Genomic DNA, 17,414 nt, shown 5'->3' with positions numbered 1-17,414 from the left:
GCCGGTAACCTGCAAGGCATGACTTTCAGCGTTCCTCCGGTACCGTCGTCCGCCGTCTACTGGACAACGCTCGACACCACCGGCCCCGTCGAGGACGCCGACCTGAGGTTCCTCGTCGCGGGGCTGATGGACGCGCACGGCGCATTGCGCGCCGTGCTGACCGGAGACGGCTCCGATTGTGTGGTGACGGTCCCCGACGAGGTCCGGTTCTCCCCGACCGACATCATCGCGGCGGAAGGCACCGGCCCGGGCGATCTCGCCGCGTCCCTTGACCCGGCGAATGGACGGGTGTGGCGGCTCAGCCGGCTCTCTGACACCCGCGTACTGCTGTGTGTGCACCGCGGGATCATTGATGCGGAATCCTGGTCGACACTGGTCACTGATGCCCGGATGCTTCTGGAGGGGAAGGCCGTCGCTCCCGGTGGCGACTGGGGCCCGCAGGCGGAGATGGATCCGCCCGCCACCTTCGCCGGGGGTGGGCCGTCAACGTACAAGACGTTCGATGTCAGCGATGCCGATGCCCTGCTCGACATGCTGCCGTCGCAAACAGGTGCCAGCCATGACGAGATCCTCCTGACCGCTGTCCTGCTCGCGCGTGCCGCTGCCGGAATGCCCGCCGCACCGGTGGCACTACGGGCACGGGGACGGACCTCTCCGCTGAGCCCCGGTGTCGGTCGGACGCTGGGGCGCCTCGACCGTCAGTACTGCGTCTCTTCTCCCGCTACCCTGGATGCTCCCTGCGGTGATCTGTTGACCGGCGGGCCTGCCGTCCGACGCACCCTGGAGGCGGTCCGTAACGAGCTACGGAACGGAGGGTCCGCAGACCAGTCGCCCGAGGCGACAGTGGAGGTCAGTTCTGCAAAACTCTCCGTCTCCGGCCCTGTCCGTCCCGTCGACGGCATCCCTCACGTGATCCTGGGAACCCAACGGCTCGCACGGGTGACGGTGGTCGATGAACGCGGCGGTGCCGGCGGGGTGTTGTTGTGGCCGCACCTCGAGCAGTCGCTGATCAGCCTCTCGATCCTGGCACGGCTGATCGAAGCGGGACTACCGCAGGGGCCCGCGGAATCCCCGACAAGTACTCGGGAGACGACCGCGATCAACCTGTTCGGCCCTCGCGGCGTCGACGCCGACCGCACCGTGGACCTCACGCAGATTCCCGAGATCAACGGATTCCAGGTGGCCAAACGGCTGCAGCGCGAGCACCCCGGTGGCACGACCATGGTGCGCATGCCCGGCGTCACTGACCCGAAGAGCACCGGGGGCCGATCCGGTCGGGTGGGCAGCGGGGTCACCGGCAGATTCATCACCGGCTGAGACTCTCGGACGGGACGCTCAGACAGGGAGGGTCAGACCAGGTCGCCGTCCTCGGGGGAGCCGTTCAACCGTGACAGAGGATCGACGCCGACGCCCGGCCAGAAGAACAGCCGGACGCGTCGGTCGGCACGCTGCTGCCACTGGCCGGCGTCCACTCCCCCGCCGCGGCTCATCACCCGGTGGACCCGGTGGTTGCTCACGTCCGGTTCCGCCATGACCAGTCGGCATTCGGGGTCAGACTGCAGCAGTCGTGCCGCAAAATCGCCGACGAAAGGTCCGAAGATCCCCTTACCCGTCAACGTGGCCTCGCCGATGGCAACGTGGAAACCCAGGTCATGGGGCTCAGACCGGTACGCCTGGCCGATCTCATCGCGTCGCGGGCGGTAGATCTCCATGTAACCCACCTCGCCCCTTCCGTCCTCACCGTCGTAGGAGAGGATCAACGGCACGGCATAAGTGGTCGACAGTTTCGCCCTCCAGTCAGCGGCCCATGTCTCCGCACTCCATGCCTGGTCCCAGGTCTCCACCAGGTGCGGCCGATTCATCCACGTCGAGACGGTCTCCGCGTCCTTCTCCGGGTCTGCGACACGGAGAGTGATCCCGTCCACCCCCTGCAGGTACTCCTCAGGGATCCGGGGCGGGGCGTCGAGGAATTCACTGTCCGGAAGGTCGGTGCGCAGCCGGTGCAGGACGCTGAGATCCACTACCCCGGTCTGCGCCGCCTCTGTCGTCGTGATGTTGTTCTCGGTCACAGTTACTTCCCTCTCCTGCTGGTCATACAGCACATGCGATACTTAGGGATTCCTACCCTTTGATAAGGGCTGCCGTGACAGAGTACCCTGCCCGGTAAACAGTCTGACATCCGACCGTCACACAACCACAGGAGCACCCCTCACAGTGTCGAACCTGCCACGCCGTCGTCCCACTGAACAGCCCCCCGCCCCCTCACTGGTGATCCTCGGCGCCGGCCCCAAGGCCGTTGCCGTCCAGGCGAAGGCTCACGCTCTGCGCACACTGGGCCTTCCCGCACCGACGATCACCGTCGTCGACTACCAGGGAGTCGGCGGCAACTGGCGTTCCGGCGGCGGCTGGACCGACGGCCGCCACCAACTGGGCACGTCCCCCACCAAGGACATCGGCTTTCCGTACCGTACCCGCATTGCCGGAGACACCGACGGGACAAACCGGGCGGTAGACCAGACGCTGCTGGACATCGGATGGACGAGTTTCCTCGTCGACACCGACCGGTACGCCTGGTGGGTGGATCACGGTCACCCCAACCCGCGGCACTACCTGTGGGCGGACTACCTGCGCTGGGCCGCAGAGAAGTCCCGGATGACACTGGTCAACGGTCAGGTGACCCGCATCGGGCTCCGATCCGACTCATCCCGGCCCGACTCGTCCCGGGGCTGGTCCCTGTCCATCGACCGCATCGACGGGACATCATCACGCCTGGAAGCCGATGCCCTGATGCTCACCGGGCCAGGACGGTCCGACCGGCGTATCGCCCCGCTCCCGACGGTGTACTCGGTCGCGGGGTTCTGGCAGGCGGTGTCATCGGCGCAGCTTCCCCCGGCATCCCGGGTGGCGGTCATCGGCGGCGGCGAGACCGCCGCCAGCATCGTCGAGGAGCTCATCGGTCACGACGTCGTCGATATCGCGGTGGTGTCCCCCTCCCCCACGATCTTCACGCGTGCGGAAGGATCCTTCGAGAACGAGCTCTACACTGATCCGAGGCTCTGGACCGATCTGGACGATGCAAGCCGTCGTGACGTGATCAACCGATGCGACCGTGGTGTGTTCTCCGCCCAGGTCCAGGAGAAACTCATGGCCGAGGACAGGGTCAGTCACCTCCGCGGTCGGGTCTCCGCCGTCCACGACCGGGACGGAATGGCCGAACTACGTATCGGGGACCGCACGGAGCTCGTGGACCTCGTCGTCGACGCCCGTGGCAACTCTCCGCTCTGGTTCACCCGCATGATGAACGACCAGGTCGTCGCCCATCTCATCGAGGCCTGTGGTGGCGCGGTGACCCCGACCACCGTTGAGAACAGGATCGGCCCCGACCTGGCACTGACAGGCATGAACCCGACGCTGTTCCTGCCCACGCTCTCCGGCATGTCCCAAGGACCCGGCATGGCGAACCTCAGCTGCCTCGGCGAGCTCTCCGACCGCGTCCTCGCCGGTCTCGGGGCGGGCACTGCCCCGTCCCCGGAGTCCCTGCGTCGTTCCTCCTCCCGTCCTGAAAGGACCCTTCTGTGACCGCACCTGACACCGCCACCCGCTCCTACACCGGGCTGGAGGGGGACCTGCGCTTCGGCCCCGCCGCGCCGGTGGATCCGTCAACACTGGACGCCCTGCTGCACCGCGCGGTGACCGGTGGGGGCGAAGGTCCCGCTGTCGTGGGCGACGGTGGAACGCTCACCTATGCGGAGCTGGACCGGAGATCCTCCGCCGTCGCCCGCTACCTGCGCACCAACGGTATCGGGACCGGTGACCGGGTGGTCGTCGTGGCACACCGGTGCGGATGGTTGCCGGTCCTCGCAGTAGGCATCATCCGCGCTGGTGCCGTCTACGTCCCGGTGGACGCCTCGTACCCGGCTGAACGCGTCAGCTTCATCCTCGAGGACTGCGCCCCCGCCGCTGCCTTCGCGCTCGGCGGGGCCTCCCTGCCGGCAGAGGCGGACCTCGAAGGTACGACCGTGGGCGGCACCGTCACCGACGATTCAGCGCTGGGCCGGGCATTCCTGTCCGACCACGGACCTCGTTTCGAGTCTGCCGAGCAGTCCCGCCCCGTCCGTCCGTCCGACGACTGCTACCTGATCTACACCTCAGGCACGACCGGCACCCCCAAAGGGGCGTTGAACACCCATCTCGGCGTAGCCGCTCACTTCCTGTGGATGGGCCGCGTGCTCGGGAACGACGGAAGTATCCGGATGCTGCAGAAAGCCCCGGTCAGCTTCGACGTCGGCGTGGCCGAGTTGCTCGGCCCTCTGTCGACCGGCGGCACCGTTGTTATCCCCGGCCCGGAGTGGTGGCCCGGGGACGTCGACACCATGGTGTCCCTCATTTCAGAGCATGACGTGACGGTCCTGTCGATGGTGCCCTCCCTGATGCGCGTACTGCTCGATGTCCTCGACGATTTCGGTACGCCCCTGTCCTCCCTGGGGAATATCCGGCACCTGCTTCTCGGTGGTGAGGCTGTTCCGGCCGACGTCGTCCGGCGGGCACGGGCCGGCATCGGCTGCCGCGTCCACGGACTGTACGGCCCCACCGAGGCGGCGATGGACGTCACTTGGGTGGAATACACCGATGAACTCATCAGCGCCGGCGACTTCGACGACCGTGCCAGCCTGCTCGGTCTACCCGAAGACAACGTGGGCGTGTACGTCGTGGACGAGGACGGTGTCGAGGTCAACCCCTCCGCACAGAACTGGAACAGCCCCGGCGAACTGTGCATCTCAGGGCCCCAGGTGGGCAACGGCTACTTCGGTCGGGCGGGACTGACCAGGGAGGCCTTCGTGGAGTCTCTCCGTCCGGACGTCGACGGAGGACGCATGTACCGCACCGGGGACGTGGTCTCCTGGACGGAGGTGAACGGTACGCGGATGCTGCAGTTCCTGGGGCGGATCGGCGACCAGGTGAAGATCCGGGGCAACCGCGTCGAGCTCGGGGAGGTGGAGTCCCGGCTCCGCGAACTCGACGGAGTGCGCCAGGCGGCGGCCGTCGCCGTTGCCCATGGCGGTGCCGACACCCTGCTCGCTTTCATCGTCGCCGCCGAGCCGGATGCCGCCCCGGATGTCACGGAACTCAGCGCACGATTGGCCGAGAGCGTACCCGAGTACATGGTCCCGACCCGGATCACGGTGCTTGACGCACTGCCGGTCAGCCCCAACGGAAAACTCGACCGCACCGCGCTGAAGGCACGCCAGGGCGAGGTCGGTGCGGGCTAGGCCTGTTCGGTGAGCAGCTCACGCCAGGCGTCCACCGAGCTGTCCTCAGCGAGGTCGGCGAAGTCGGCGTCGAAACCTTCCTTCCGCAGGAAGGTCACGATCTCCACGAGGCGGACCGAATCGAGCCCCTGGTCCATGAGCTCTTCGCCGGTGTCGATCTGTGTCACCTCGATGTTCAGCAGTTCAGCCACCCTGGCGAGCAGCCGCCGCATCGTGGCGTCAACCCGGCTCTCAACCTGGTCGTCCGTCGTCGCATCCGTCGTCGAGTCAGTCATCTTCCACCTTCGTCTGTCGTGTTCTCTGAAGTCATCGCATCGGTGACGCGCAGACTGTACCACCACACCAACACATTAAGTAAGCCTCTCCAATCATCGACCACGAAAGGACCACCGGTGTCCCACCAGTCGTCCCCGTCCCTCCTCCCCCTGGCCGCGGCACAACGCGGAATCTGGAATGCGCAGAAGCTGGACCCGACGTCCCCCTACTATGTGGTCGGAGAAGTTCTCGAGCTTCGCAGCACCCCCGGGTCCGGTTCCGGAACTGACACCGGCCTGCTCGCCGACGCGATCCGGTTGACCGTCGACGAGGCGGAGACACTCCGACTGCGCTTCACCGAGACTGCCGACGGGCCCCGCCAGTACGTCGACCCGACCCCGGCGGAGCCACCCGAAATACGCGATCTCTCCAGTGCCCCGGACCCTCGTCTCACGGCCACGGCGGTCATCGACGCCGAAAAGGCCGCCTGCGGTGAACGGTGGCGCACCATGACCGAGGGGCCACTGTTCCGCTATCTGATCCTCAACCTCGGAGGAGAGCACAACGAGGTGTGGTGTGTACAGCTGTACCACCACATCATCGTCGACGGATACAGTGCCGCGCTACTGACCAGGCGTACTGCGGCCCACTACACTGCCCTCGCCGGCGGACGCCCTGCCCGGCAGAACCGCTTCGCTCCGCTCAGTGACATTGTCGACACCGACCTCGACTACCTCTCGGGGCCGGACCACGCCGCCGACCGGGACTACTGGCAGGACTGCATGTCCCCCGCCCCTGACACATCAGGACGCGAGGATCTGGTTCACGGCGCCGGGACGGCCAGCATCACCACCTCCCTACGGATCGGCGCCGCGGAGGTGGAGGATCTCAAGACCCGGGCAGAGACCCGGGGGTTGGTGTGGTCCGACCTGGTCATCGCGGCCTACGCCACCTGGTTACGCAAACTCGGCTTCGCCGGACGCACGGCCGACGGCCAGTGCGAGGCACTGATCGCAATGCCGATGATGGCCCGAACCTCCGGCCCGTTGCGCCGTACCCCGGCCATGCTGGTCAACATGCTTCCGCTGCGGTTTCCGGTGAATCCTGACGCCACCGTCACCGACCTGGCCGCGGTGGCCCGGGAGTCGCTCGACGCCGCCCGGATGCACCAGCGTTTCCCCGGCAGCGAGCTGGCCCGTGACCTGGGCACACCGGCCGCCCTGCACGGCATCGGAGTGAATCTCAAGACCTTCGACTTCACGCTCGACTTCCACGGGGTCCCGGGCGTGCTTCGCAATGTCGCCGGTGGCCCCCCGGAAGATCTCGTCCTGGTTGTGACCCCGGCCTCCGACGGAGGTGTCGACCTGGCCTTCGAGACCGATCCGCGCAGCGTGAGTGCTGCGACTGCCCGCCGTCGTCTCGAGGACATCCGGGCGCTGCTCACCGCCGACGGCACCCTGCGGAGCATCCGGCTGCGCACGCCGGAGACGGTCGACTCCGCGGCCCGGGAGCGCTCCGGGTCATCTCTGCCGGACCACCGCCCGAGTCTCGACGAGCTCATTGACGGGCTGGCCACAGGGACCGGAGGACTCGTCCACGACGGTACCGCGGCAGACCGTACCGAGTTCGACAGTCCGGCTCTGTCCGCCCGCATCGGCGAGCTGTCCGACGTGGTGACGGAATACACCCACCGGGACGAGGTCATCGCCCTGGACCTCCCCAAAGGGGTGGACCTCGCCGCAGCGCTCCTGGCGGCCTGGCGGGCCCACCGCGCCGTCGTCGTCCTTGACCGCGAGCACCCGCAGGCACGGCGCGACCAGATCCTCGCCGACTCCGGTGCTGTCGCCGTCCTCGATGAAACTGGGGTACACCCCACCGCCACGACAAACCCCGGTGACGCATCACCGACGGTCACCGGCCTGGCGTATCTGCTCTACACCTCGGGCACGACCGGCACACCGAAGGGGGTCCAGGTTCCCCGCAGCGCTGTCGAGGCGCTTTTCGCCGGACACCACTCCACGCTATATCCGGACGCCTGGTCCCGCGCACGCGGTGGCGCCAGCGGCGCCGACCTTCACGTCGCACACACCGCGTCCTTCTCCTTCGACGCCGCGATCGACCAACTCTCCTGGATATTCACCGGTGCAACCGTGCACCTTTACTCGACCGACACCGTCGGCGATCCTGCCTCGATGCGGACCGCACTCATCGCCGACACAATCGACGTCCTGGACGCCACCCCGTCCCTGGCCGGAGCACTGATAGACTCCGGCGCGCTGGATGATGCGGCCGTATCAACAGTCATCCTCGGCGGTGAAGCCGTCCCGCAGTCGCTGTGGAACCGACTCGCCGACCTGTCGACGGGATCGTCCTTTGCCGCCTGGAACGTCTACGGTCCCACCGAAACCACCGTCGACGCCCTTGCCACCCGCATCACCGACGGCCCGGTGACCATCGGCGTCCCCGTACCCGGCATGACCGCGGAGATCCTCGACACTGACGGCGAAGTCGTGCCCGACAACGAAGTCGGTGAACTCTACCTGTCCGGCCCCCAGGTTGCACTGGGCTACCACGGTCGCGCAGAGCAGACCGCCGCAGCCTTCGACTCCACGGATTCCCGTCGACGCTACCGCACCGGTGACCTGGTTACCTGGGTACCGGCGACCGACGGTTCACGACGCGGTGCCCACCACTTCCTCGGACGCGCCGACCAGCAACTGGAGATCCGGGGCCACCGGGTGGAACCCGCCGAGGTCGAGGCCGCGCTGCTGTCCCTCCCGCCGGTCACCGGCGCCGCCGTGGGGACTTTCGGCGATCCCGGCGCGCTGAAACTCATCGCCCATGTCACGACTGACGGCTCCGCAGCGACCGCGGTATCACTACGGGCCGACCTGGCTTCCGTCGTCCCCGGACACCTCGTCCCCACCCGACTACTGGTGCATGACCGCCTGCCGTTGACCGTCGGGGGAAAAGTAGACCGTACCGCCCTGGCGTCCCTGACGTTACCGATGTCCCCGACCTCCCCGGCGTCCCCGGCACACCGCGCCACTGCTGACCGTTGTTCGGATGCCGGGCACCCCACGCACCCCGCGCTGACCGCTGCCGAACAGGCGTTAGCGGACATCGTCACCGACCTTCTCGGCACGGGAGACATCGACCTGCACCACGACTTCATCTCCCTCGGCGGCGACAGTATCGGCGCCCTCACCGTCGCCGGACGGCTCCGGCGACGAGGATGGGCCATCCAGGCGAAAGACCTGCTCACCGGTGTCGACCTCTCCGATGTCGCCGCCGCGGCGACGAGAGTCACGGCCACCGGGGGTCACACCGCAGAAGGCAGCACCGGTGGAACCGATGGCCCCGTGGCCATCCAGGAACTGCGCTACGACACGGGTGCCATCGCCACCGGCACCGTGTCAGGCCCCCGCCCCAGCTATGTCGGGAGCATGTCCCTGCCCGGCTCTCCAACACCCGTCACCACCACCACTGCCGCCGCCGCTGCCGCGACCATGATGACCACTCACGCCGCACTACGGGCGGTCCTCGACGAGTCCGTCACCGACGCTCCGAGGTTCATCGTCCCCCGCGTCCCCCTCGTATCCGCGGAATCGGTCATCGCCCCGGCAACCGTCACGGACGACGAACTCGCCGACTCCCTCGACCCGGCGTCGGGTGCAGTGTGGCGGTTCGCCATCTCACCGGGCCCCGGTGGCGACCACACCGTCCGCGTCGCCGTCGACGCCGGTATATTCGACCCCTCGTCCTCCGCGCTCCTGCTCAACGACCTCACCGATGTGCTGCGGGGCCGATACCGTAGCCACCAGGACGGAAGCGGCCGCACTGACAGCACCCTCCGTTCCTGGCGCGCAGATGCGCCCGCACCCCGGGACGTCACCTCCGCCCCGGTGGTTAGCCGTAGATCGCCGCTGCCTGGTGCATCTGATCTCGTCAGCCGTCTGTCGGCGCTGTACTCGGTGACCGCAGATGATGTCGCGACCGCCGCCGCACTGCTGGCGACCGGAGGCCCCGTCGACCTTCTCACACGGACGCAGACAGAGCACCTGCCCGACGGCGGGAACGCCGTGCTCGGCGCACTGAGCACCATCCATCGCATCCCCGCCCTGCCGGATGCGGTATACGCGTCCCCACGCTCGGCACTTCTGCACGCCAAGGAGCACCGACGCCGCGTGGTCGCCCACACCGGAACACCGCACTCCCCTGCGCTGACCGTGTCATGCGGTGACACCCGGATCGTCCCGCACGGGTATACCGCCCACTCCCCTCTTCTCACCGTCGGCGACGACGATGCCGTTCTCGCCACCAACTCCGACAAGGCGGAGGATACGCTGGAGAAGATCACCGAGGCCTTCACCGCCCTCGCGGTGCTGTCTCTGACTACCGACGGGGGCGCCTCCCCGTCGGACCTGCACCTGGACGGTGTCAGTCAGGACACCATCGACGCCTGGGAGCAGCGCCACGGACCGCTGGCAGATGTCCTTCCGGTCTCCCCTCTGCAGGAAGCCCTGCTCTACCACTCCGTCAGCGGTGGCGACGGCTACGTCCTCGCAGCGGGTGTGGACCTGTGCGGCGCCGTCGACGAGAACCGCTTGCACCAGGCCTTCCATGATGTTCTCGCCCGACATGACCTGCTGCGTGCCCGTTTTGACACGACATCCGGTGATGACCCGGCACAGCTGATCCCCCGCGATGTCGTCCTTCCGTGGCGCACTGTTGACCTGCGACCGGTCCCCCGCCCGGCGGCTGTCAGGGCAGCCGACGATCTGCTGCGCGAGACAGCGTTGCGTCCCGTCGACCCCGAAGCCGGCCCACTCGTCACCGCCGCCCTCGTTCTCCTGCCCGACAGCGGAGAAGATGACGCCTCGGCGCGCTTGGTGCTGGGCAACCACCACCTGCTCACCGACGGCTGGTCCACCCCGGTAATGCTCCGCGACCTGCTGGCCTTCTACCACGGAGAGCCTCTGCCCCCGGCCGCACCGTACTCCGACTACCTGGACTGGCTGGCCCGGCAGGACCCACGCGACGCCGACGACGCCTGGCGTTCACGTCTCAGTGGGCTGGAACGCGGCACACTCGTCGGTTCTCTTGCCCCGGCACGCCACAGTGCCCCCGTCGGTGAGACGGTGCAGGAGATCTCCTCGGACGCCACCACATCCCTACTGCAACGTGCACGACAGGAGGGGGTCACCCCGAACACCGTGCTGCAGGCCGCCTGGACACTCACACTGGCCGCTGTGACCGGACGCGACGACGTGGTCTTCGGCACCACCGTGTCCGGCCGGCCCACCGAGGTGGATGGCATCGAGCACACCGTGGGATTGTTCATCAACACCCTGCCGTCCCGCGTGCCACTGGAACGCGGAGACTCCCTCACGAGCCTCATCACCGGAATCGGACGCGCTCAGGCGGACATGACCGTCCACGCCTCCACACCGCTGGTCCACATCGAACAGCTTTCCGGGCTGGGCACCCTCTTCGACACTCTGGTGGTCTACGACAACTTCCCCACCCTCGCCACCGACGATCCCGACACGTCCGACGACGGCGCGGGACGGATTGCGGTCAGCGAGGTCCATGCCGACGGGATGACGAACTTCCCGCTCTCCGTGGTCGTCCCTCCAGGGGACATTCCACGCATCGTCCTGGCACACCGCCCCGACCTGATCGACCCGGCGTTCGTCGAACGCACAGCACAGGTCCTGACCACGGTGCTCGAGACCCTCGCCGACACCACTGCACCGGGCGGACAGTCCGTCGGCGATGTGCTCAACACGATTTCCGCCACCACACCGCCCTGGACCCCGGACGGCGCGTCCGCCCCGGCCCTCTCCACACCCCCCGCATCACTGGCCGCACCCACGACCGCAGTCGGTACCACCGGCGCCGCCGACGTGATCGCCGGTGTCATGGCGGAACTCCTCGGTGTCGACCACGTACACACCGACGACAACTTCTTCGACATCGGCGGGCACTCCCTGCTCGCCATGCGTCTGCTCGGGAAACTCCGCCGTACCGGCACGTACGGGCTCGACGCAGTCACGATCCAGGACATCGTGGAGACCGGTTCACCGGGCGCCCTGGCAGCACGACTCGCCGCCGACAACGGGGGTACCACGCCCGACCGGAACATCCTTCCTCTGGCCAGTGGCAGCGGAGAACCCCTCTTCTGCATCCATCCCGCCGGAGGTCTCGCCCTCCCGTTCCACGGCCTGGCCACGCGACTCAAGCATCTCGACATCCCCGTGACCGGTCTCCAGCTTCCCGATCCCCGCCCGGACGGCGCAGATGTGGAAACCCTGGCCGCACGGTACGTCGATACGGTGCAGCAGATCCACCCGGTGGGGCCGTACCGTCTTCTGGGGTACTCCTTCGGTGGTGTCGTGGCGCAGGCCATGACGGCTGAACTGATCCGCAGAGGTGAGAATGTCAGTTACCTCGGCGTGCTGGACGCCTATCCCGCCGGCACAGCACCGTCGGATGCCATCAACGGGACCACCGACCTGCCCGCGGTACCCGATCTCAGCCTCGAACAACTCGAGGCGCTCACCGGGACAGATGGAGAAACCGGGGCGTCCAACTTCTCGACGCTCAGTGCGAATCTAGCGTTCTGCGACGCGTTACTGCGCTCGGCCACACCGGTGGATCTGTCCGGATTTGCTGGAACGGCCCAGATCGTCGTCGCCACCCGGGCGGATGACCGACTCACCGGCCTGTCCGGGAACACCGCTGCCGCGGGCCGTTGGGACCCGGTTTCCGCCTGGCGCGGTGTGCTCCCCCGCGACCCGGACACTCTGTCCCTGGACACAACCCACGCAGGACTGACCAGCGACAACGGGTGGGACTGCATCGCCCCCGCCATCGCGAAAGCCCTGACAACCGCAAAGGAATCACTGTCATGACCGACGTCCTCGCCAACGGATTCTCCCGTCAGAGCGCAGAGCACTACCGACAGCTCGGAGTATGGAACGGCGACACCCACTGGAAGCTCTTTCGACGGACGGTCACGGCCCGGCCCCACGCCCTTGCCGCCATCGACGGGATACGGTCACTGACATGGGCGGAACTCGACGCCGGTGTGGCCCGCGCGGCCACCATCCTGGCGCACAACGGGGTGCGTCGCGGGGTCAAGGTCATCGTGCAACTGCCGAACAGTGTGGCCTACCTCGAGACCATCTTCGCCCTGTGGCGTCTCGGTGCGGTACCGGTCTTCGCGTTGCCGGCCCATGGGGCATCGGATGTACGCCATTTCGCGATGCACGCCCCTGCCACCCACTACATCGGGACATCAAACCCGAACAGGCACCTGACACGGGTACAGGCGGACCTCGCCCGCCCGCTCCCGGACGGCAGAACGCCCACCTCCATCCTCGTGAATGAACGTGCCGACGACCCCTGGGCCCGTGGCACCCGACGGTCCCCGACGCGGGACTGCCTCCCCGCCACCCCCACGCCGGGAGCCGCGGACGACCTGGCGTTCCTGCAACTGTCCGGAGGCACCACCGGGGTCCCCAAGCAGATCCCCCGGACCCACGACGACTATCTGTACTCCGTCAGGGCCTCCATCGACGTCTGCGACCTCCGCGCGGACGACGTACTCCTGGTGGCCCTGCCCGCCTCACACAATTTCACGATGAGCTCACCAGGAATCCTTGGTGCGGTCCAGGTCGGTGCGACTATCGTCTTCGCTGACAGTCCGATGCCGACCGACGTGCTCCCCCTCATCGAACGGCACCGGGTCACACACCTCGCGCTCGTCCCGCCGGCCCTGATCAGCCTGCTCAACTATCCGGACAGAGCAGTACACGACCTGCACAGCGTGCGCACCGTCTGGGTCGGCGGCGCCAAGCTCTCCGAGACCGCGGCCCGTCGGGTCCGCCCGGAACTCGGGTGGAACCTCCAGCAGGTGTTCGGCATGGCTGAAGGGCTGGTCAACTACACGCCGTTGGAGGCCGGGATCGAGGAGATTGTGTCGACCCAGGGCCGTCCGATGAGCCCGTACGACGAAATCCTCGTCGTCGACGATGACGACAACGAGGTCCCTGCAGGAACGCCCGGGAATCTGCTCACGCGCGGCCCCTACACCATCCGCCAGTATCATCGTGCCCCGGAGGTCAACGCGCGCTCCTTCACCGGCGACGGGTTCTACCGCACCGGCGACATCGTGGTCTTCCGGGACGGGACACTCACCGTGGTCGGACGCGCGAAGGACCAGATCAACCGCGGCGGAGAAAAGATCGCACCCGAAGCCGTCGAGAATGTCCTGCTCACCCATCCGGCAGTGCACGATGTCTCTGTCGTCGGCGTCCCAGACGACATCCTCGGTGAAAAGACGCGTGCACTGGTCATCCCACGGGAAAATGCCACCAGCCCACTGAAACCGGCGGCCTTAAAGAAGTACGTGAGGGAACAGGGGCTTGCCAGCTTTGCTGTGCCCGACATCATCGACATCGTCGAGGAGTTCCCGTTTACCGGCGTGGGCAAGGTCAGCAAGAAGGATCAGGCGGTCTGAGGCCGCAACACAGCAACCCCGGAGGTCAGTCGCGCCAACCTACGGGGTTGCTACGTCACGGCGGGCAGTTGGGCTCGCTGTCTCCGGAGGCACAAAGCCCCCGCCACCCGGGAAGACCCGGGGTGGCGGGGGTGTCGCGTCGGAAGGCGAGGTGTCCCGGACGGGGACTACTTGGCCTTCTCGATGATCTCGACGAGCCGGAAGTGCTTGTCCTTGGACAGCGGCCGGGTCTCCTCGATACGGACGAGGTCGCCGATTCCGGCGGTCTCGTTCTCGTCATGCGCCTTGACCTTGGAGTTAGCACGCATGATCTTGCCGTAGAGGGCGTGCCTCTTACGGTCCTCGAGCTCGACCACGATGGTCTTGCTCATCTTGTCGGACACCACGTATCCGGAGCGGACCTTACGTGCGCCCTTGGTGTTCTCGTTGCTCACAGTAGCCTCGCTCATTATGCGTCGTCACCACCGGGGACGGTGGACAGTCCGAGCTCGCGCTCGCGCAGGACGGTGTAGATCCGGGCGATGTCGCGCTTCACGGTGCCCAGTCGACGGTTGTTGGACAGCTGACCGGTGGCGGACTGGAAGCGCAGGTTGAACAGCTCTTCCTTCGCCTCCGTGAGACGGGTGGTCAGTTCTTCGTTGTTGAGCTCGCGGAATTCGTGAGCCGGGGTTCCGGTAGCCATCAGAACTGATCCTCCTTCTTCACGATGCGCACCTTGCAGGGCAGCTTGTTGCCGGCACGACGGAGCGCCTCGAGAGCGATCTCCTCGTTCGGGTACGACATCTCGAAGAGAATGCGGCCGGGCTTGACGTTTGCCACCCACTTCTCCACGGGACCCTTACCGGAACCCATACGCACGCCGAGCGGCTTCTGGGTCAGGGGGCGGTCCGGGAAGATGTTGATCCACACCTTGCCACCACGCTTGACGTGGCGGTTGATGGCGATACGGGCGGACTCGATCTGACGGTTGGTGATGTAGGTCGGCTCCAGGGCCTGCAGGCCGTAGTCGCCGAACGTCACCCGGTTACCGCCCTTGGAGACACCGGAGCGGTGCGGGCGGTGCTGGCGACGGTACTTCGTGCGCTTGGGGATAAGCACGGGTTAACCCTCCTGCTTCTGCTCTGCGCGCTGGCGGCGTGCACCACCGCGGCGCGGACGCTCACGGTTGTTGCGGCGCGGACGCTCGTCGCGTGCGTTCTGCAGGGACTCACGGCGGCCACCGACGACGTCACCCTTGTAGATCCACACCTTGACGCCGATGCGTCCGAAGGTGGTGTGGGCCTCGTAGGTGCCGTAATCGATCTCGGCGCGCAGGGTGTGCAGCGGAACGCGACCCTCGTGGTAGCGCTCGGTGCGACCCATCTCGGCACCGCCGAGACGGCCGGAGCACACGACCTTGATTCCCTTGACCTCGGGCTGACGCATCGCGGACTGGATGGCCTTGCGCATCGCGCGACGGAACGCCACGCGGTTGCTCAGCTGCTCGGCGATGGACTGTGCCACCAGCTGAGCGTTCGCATCGATGTTCTTGACCTCGAGGATGTTCAGCTGCACCTGCTTGCCGGTCAGCTTCTCGAGCTGACCGCGGATGCGGTCGGCCTCGGAGCCACGACGACCGATGACGATGCCCGGACGGGCAGTGTGGATGTCCACGCGGACCCGGTCGCGGGTGCGCTCGATGACGACGTCGGCGATGCCGGCGCGGTCGAGGCCCTTCGACAGGAACTCGCGGATCTTGATGTCCTCGGCGAGGTAGTCAGCGTACTGCTTGTCGGCGTACCAGCGGGAGCGCCACTCGGAAGTGATACCCAGCCGGAGGCCGTGGGGTTGGATCTTCTGGCCCACTACTGAGCACTTCCCTTCTGGCTCTCGACAACCACGGTGATGTGGCTGGTGCGCTTGCGGATCTGGAAGGCCCGACCCTGGGCGCGCGGCTGGAACCGCTTGAGCGTCGGCCCCTCATCGGCGAAAGCCTCTGAGACGACGAGTGTGCGGGGGTCCAGGCCGAAGTTGTTCTCCGCGTTAGCTGCAGCAGAGGCGACAACCTTGGCGATCGGCTCGGAAGCCGACTGCGGCGCGAAGCGCAGCAGTGCCAGGGCGTCCTCCACGGACTTGCCGCGGATGGTGTCGATGACGCGGCGTGCCTTCATCGGGGTGACCCGGACGAACTTGGCGGTTGCGCGTGCGTTGTTGACAGCGGTGTCAGACATGTCTATCGCCGACCCTTCTTGTCATCCTTGATGTGACCCTTGAAGGTCTTGGTCGGGGCGAACTCGCCCAACTTGTGACCGACCATCGAGTCGTCGATGAACACCGGGACGTGCTTCCGACCGTCGTGGACGGCGAAAGTGTGACCGATGAAATCGGGAAGGATGGTTGACCGGCGGGACCAGGTCTTGATGACCTTCTTGCTGCCGGCGTCGTTCTGAACGTCCACCTTCGCGAGGAGGTGTTCGTCGACGAACGGGCCCTTCTTGAGGCTGCGTGGCATTCTCAACTACCTCCTTTAGCGCTTCTTGTTCTTGTTGTTGCGGCGACGGCGGACGATCAGCTTGTCGCTCGGACGGTTGGGCTTGCGGGTACGGCCCTCAGGCTGACCCCACGGGGAGACCGGGTGGCGACCACCGGAGGTCTTACCCTCACCACCACCGTGCGGGTGGTCGACCGGGTTCATGACAACACCACGGACGGTCGGGCGGACGCCCTTCCAGCGCAGACGGCCAGCCTTGCCCCAGCGGATGTTGATCTGGTCGACGTTGCCGACCTGACCGACGGTGGCGCGGCAGCGGATGTCGACGCGACGGATCTCGGTGGAGGGCATACGCAGGATGGCGTACTTGCCTTCCTTACCCAGCAGCTGGACCGAGGCACCGGCGGAACGGGCCATCTTGGCACCGCCGCCCGGCTTGAGCTCCACGGCGTGGATGGTCGTACCGGTCGGGATGTTGCGCAGCGGCAGGTTGTTGCCCGGCTTGATGTCGGCGCCCGAACCGGACTCGACGATCGTGCCCTGCGTCAGGCCGCGGGGAGCGATGATGTAACGCTTCTCGCCGTCGACGTAGTGCAGCAGCGCGATGTTCGCGGTGCGGTTGGGGTCGTACTCGATGTGCGCGACCTTGGCGGTGATGCCGTCTTTGTCATTGCGACGGAAGTCGATGACACGGTAGCGGCGCTTGTGACCGCCACCCTTGTGACGGGTGGTGATGTGGCCGTGGACGTTGCGGCCGCCGGTCTTCGACAGCGGGCGCAGCAGAGACTTCTCCGGCGTCGAGCGAGTGATCTCGTCGAATTCGGAAACGGAGCTCTGGCGGCGACCCGGCGTAGTCGGCTTGTACTTGCGAATAGCCATACTTCTGCTCTCT

14 protein-coding genes are annotated in these 17,414 nt (G+C 66.9%); 5 read left to right on the top strand and 9 right to left on the bottom strand.

The features are described 5' to 3' along the window. The first annotated feature begins 18 nt into the window (after positions 1–18). Entirely contained in the window at positions 19–1,317 is a 1,299-nt protein-coding gene (locus CGLY_RS03615; protein WP_144313624.1) for a condensation domain-containing protein, read from the top strand. Between the two features lie 32 nt (positions 1,318–1,349). On the opposite strand, the gene CGLY_RS03610 is transcribed toward CGLY_RS03615, so the two are convergent. Then, the gene (locus tag CGLY_RS03610) at positions 1,350–2,069 is read right to left on the bottom strand and encodes a GNAT family N-acetyltransferase (protein ID WP_052539606.1); all 720 of its coding nucleotides are present in this window, start codon (positions 2,067–2,069) and stop codon (positions 1,350–1,352) included. A gap of 145 nt (positions 2,070–2,214) precedes the next feature. On the opposite strand from CGLY_RS03610, the gene CGLY_RS03605 reads away from it, so the two are divergent. Together CGLY_RS03605 and CGLY_RS03600 are read left to right on the top strand one after the other, a co-directional pair. Then, the gene (locus CGLY_RS03605) at positions 2,215–3,579 is read left to right on the top strand and encodes a SidA/IucD/PvdA family monooxygenase (protein ID WP_227590365.1); all 1,365 of its coding nucleotides are present in this window, start codon (positions 2,215–2,217) and stop codon (positions 3,577–3,579) included. Continuing rightward, the gene (locus CGLY_RS03600) at positions 3,576–5,270 is read left to right on the top strand and encodes an amino acid adenylation domain-containing protein (RefSeq protein ID WP_052539604.1); all 1,695 of its coding nucleotides are present in this window, start codon (positions 3,576–3,578) and stop codon (positions 5,268–5,270) included. Before CGLY_RS03605 ends, CGLY_RS03600 begins: the two co-directional genes overlap by 4 nt. On the opposite strand, the gene CGLY_RS03595 is transcribed toward CGLY_RS03600, so the two are convergent. After that, on the bottom strand, positions 5,267–5,545 hold the full coding sequence (locus CGLY_RS03595; RefSeq protein WP_052539602.1) for a phosphopantetheine-binding protein: 279 nt from the start codon (positions 5,543–5,545) through the stop codon (positions 5,267–5,269). The genes CGLY_RS03600 and CGLY_RS03595 overlap by 4 nt on opposite strands. Positions 5,546–5,662: 117 nt before the next feature. Here CGLY_RS03595 and CGLY_RS03590 point away from each other — a divergent pair, with 117 nt between their 5' ends. Next, a complete protein-coding gene (locus CGLY_RS03590; RefSeq protein ID WP_038546319.1) occupies positions 5,663–12,442 on the top strand; it encodes a condensation domain-containing protein in 6,780 nt (2,259 codons plus the stop codon). Further along, positions 12,439–14,052: a (2,3-dihydroxybenzoyl)adenylate synthase gene (locus tag CGLY_RS03585; RefSeq protein WP_038546316.1), complete on the top strand. Its 1,614-nt coding sequence runs from the start codon at positions 12,439–12,441 to the stop codon at positions 14,050–14,052. The genes CGLY_RS03590 and CGLY_RS03585 overlap by 4 nt, the downstream gene beginning before the upstream one ends. Positions 14,053–14,219: 167 nt before the next feature. Here CGLY_RS03585 and rpsQ read toward each other — a convergent pair whose 3' ends face one another. From rpsQ to rplB, 7 genes are read right to left on the bottom strand one after another with little or no spacing between them, the layout of a single operon-like run. Continuing rightward, entirely contained in the window at positions 14,220–14,501 is a 282-nt protein-coding gene (gene rpsQ, locus CGLY_RS03580) for a 30S ribosomal protein S17 (RefSeq protein ID WP_038546313.1), read from the bottom strand. Further along, on the bottom strand, positions 14,501–14,734 hold the full coding sequence (gene rpmC / locus CGLY_RS03575; protein ID WP_038546298.1) for a 50S ribosomal protein L29: 234 nt from the start codon (positions 14,732–14,734) through the stop codon (positions 14,501–14,503). Before rpmC ends, rpsQ begins: the two co-directional genes overlap by 1 nt. Then, on the bottom strand, positions 14,734–15,150 hold the full coding sequence (gene rplP, locus CGLY_RS03570) for a 50S ribosomal protein L16 (RefSeq protein ID WP_038546294.1): 417 nt from the start codon (positions 15,148–15,150) through the stop codon (positions 14,734–14,736). The genes rpmC and rplP overlap by 1 nt, the downstream gene beginning before the upstream one ends. 3 nt (positions 15,151–15,153) lie before the next feature. Next, positions 15,154–15,897: a 30S ribosomal protein S3 gene (gene rpsC / locus CGLY_RS03565; protein WP_038546290.1), complete on the bottom strand. Its 744-nt coding sequence runs from the start codon at positions 15,895–15,897 to the stop codon at positions 15,154–15,156. After that, positions 15,897–16,262: a 50S ribosomal protein L22 gene (gene rplV, locus CGLY_RS03560; protein ID WP_038546287.1), complete on the bottom strand. Its 366-nt coding sequence runs from the start codon at positions 16,260–16,262 to the stop codon at positions 15,897–15,899. The genes rpsC and rplV overlap by 1 nt, the downstream gene beginning before the upstream one ends. Positions 16,263–16,264: 2 nt before the next feature. Then, the gene (gene rpsS, locus CGLY_RS03555) at positions 16,265–16,543 is read right to left on the bottom strand and encodes a 30S ribosomal protein S19 (RefSeq protein ID WP_038546284.1); all 279 of its coding nucleotides are present in this window, start codon (positions 16,541–16,543) and stop codon (positions 16,265–16,267) included. Positions 16,544–16,558: 15 nt separating this feature from the next. After that, positions 16,559–17,401, bottom strand: a complete 843-nt coding sequence (gene rplB / locus CGLY_RS03550; RefSeq protein ID WP_038546280.1) for a 50S ribosomal protein L2 — start codon at positions 17,399–17,401, stop codon at positions 16,559–16,561. Positions 17,402–17,414: the final 13 nt, after the last annotated feature.

The sequence above is a fragment of the Corynebacterium glyciniphilum AJ 3170 genome (assembly GCF_000626675.1).
Classification (GTDB): Bacteria; Actinomycetota; Actinomycetes; order Mycobacteriales; family Mycobacteriaceae; genus Corynebacterium; species Corynebacterium glyciniphilum.
The sequence above is the reverse complement of the archived record's forward strand: the minus strand, read 5'-3'. Positions and strand labels throughout refer to the sequence as shown.

Excerpts from the sequence above, each read along its gene's own strand:
- rpsQ (WP_038546313.1), bottom strand. The coding sequence starts at position 14,501 with ATGAGCGAGGCTACTGTGAGCAACGAGAACACCAAGGGCGCACGTAAG.
- rplV (WP_038546287.1), bottom strand. The coding sequence starts at position 16,262 with ATGTCTGACACCGCTGTCAACAACGCACGCGCAACCGCCAAGTTCGTC.
- rpsS (WP_038546284.1), bottom strand. The coding sequence starts at position 16,543 with ATGCCACGCAGCCTCAAGAAGGGCCCGTTCGTCGACGAACACCTCCTC.
- rplB (WP_038546280.1), bottom strand. The coding sequence starts at position 17,401 with ATGGCTATTCGCAAGTACAAGCCGACTACGCCGGGTCGCCGCCAGAGC.
- CGLY_RS03585 (WP_038546316.1), top strand. The coding sequence starts at position 12,439 with ATGACCGACGTCCTCGCCAACGGATTCTCCCGTCAGAGCGCAGAGCAC.
- CGLY_RS03595 (WP_052539602.1), bottom strand. The coding sequence starts at position 5,545 with ATGACTGACTCGACGACGGATGCGACGACGGACGACCAGGTTGAGAGC.
- rpmC (WP_038546298.1), bottom strand. The coding sequence starts at position 14,734 with ATGGCTACCGGAACCCCGGCTCACGAATTCCGCGAGCTCAACAACGAA.
- CGLY_RS03615 (WP_144313624.1), top strand. The coding sequence starts at position 19 with ATGACTTTCAGCGTTCCTCCGGTACCGTCGTCCGCCGTCTACTGGACA.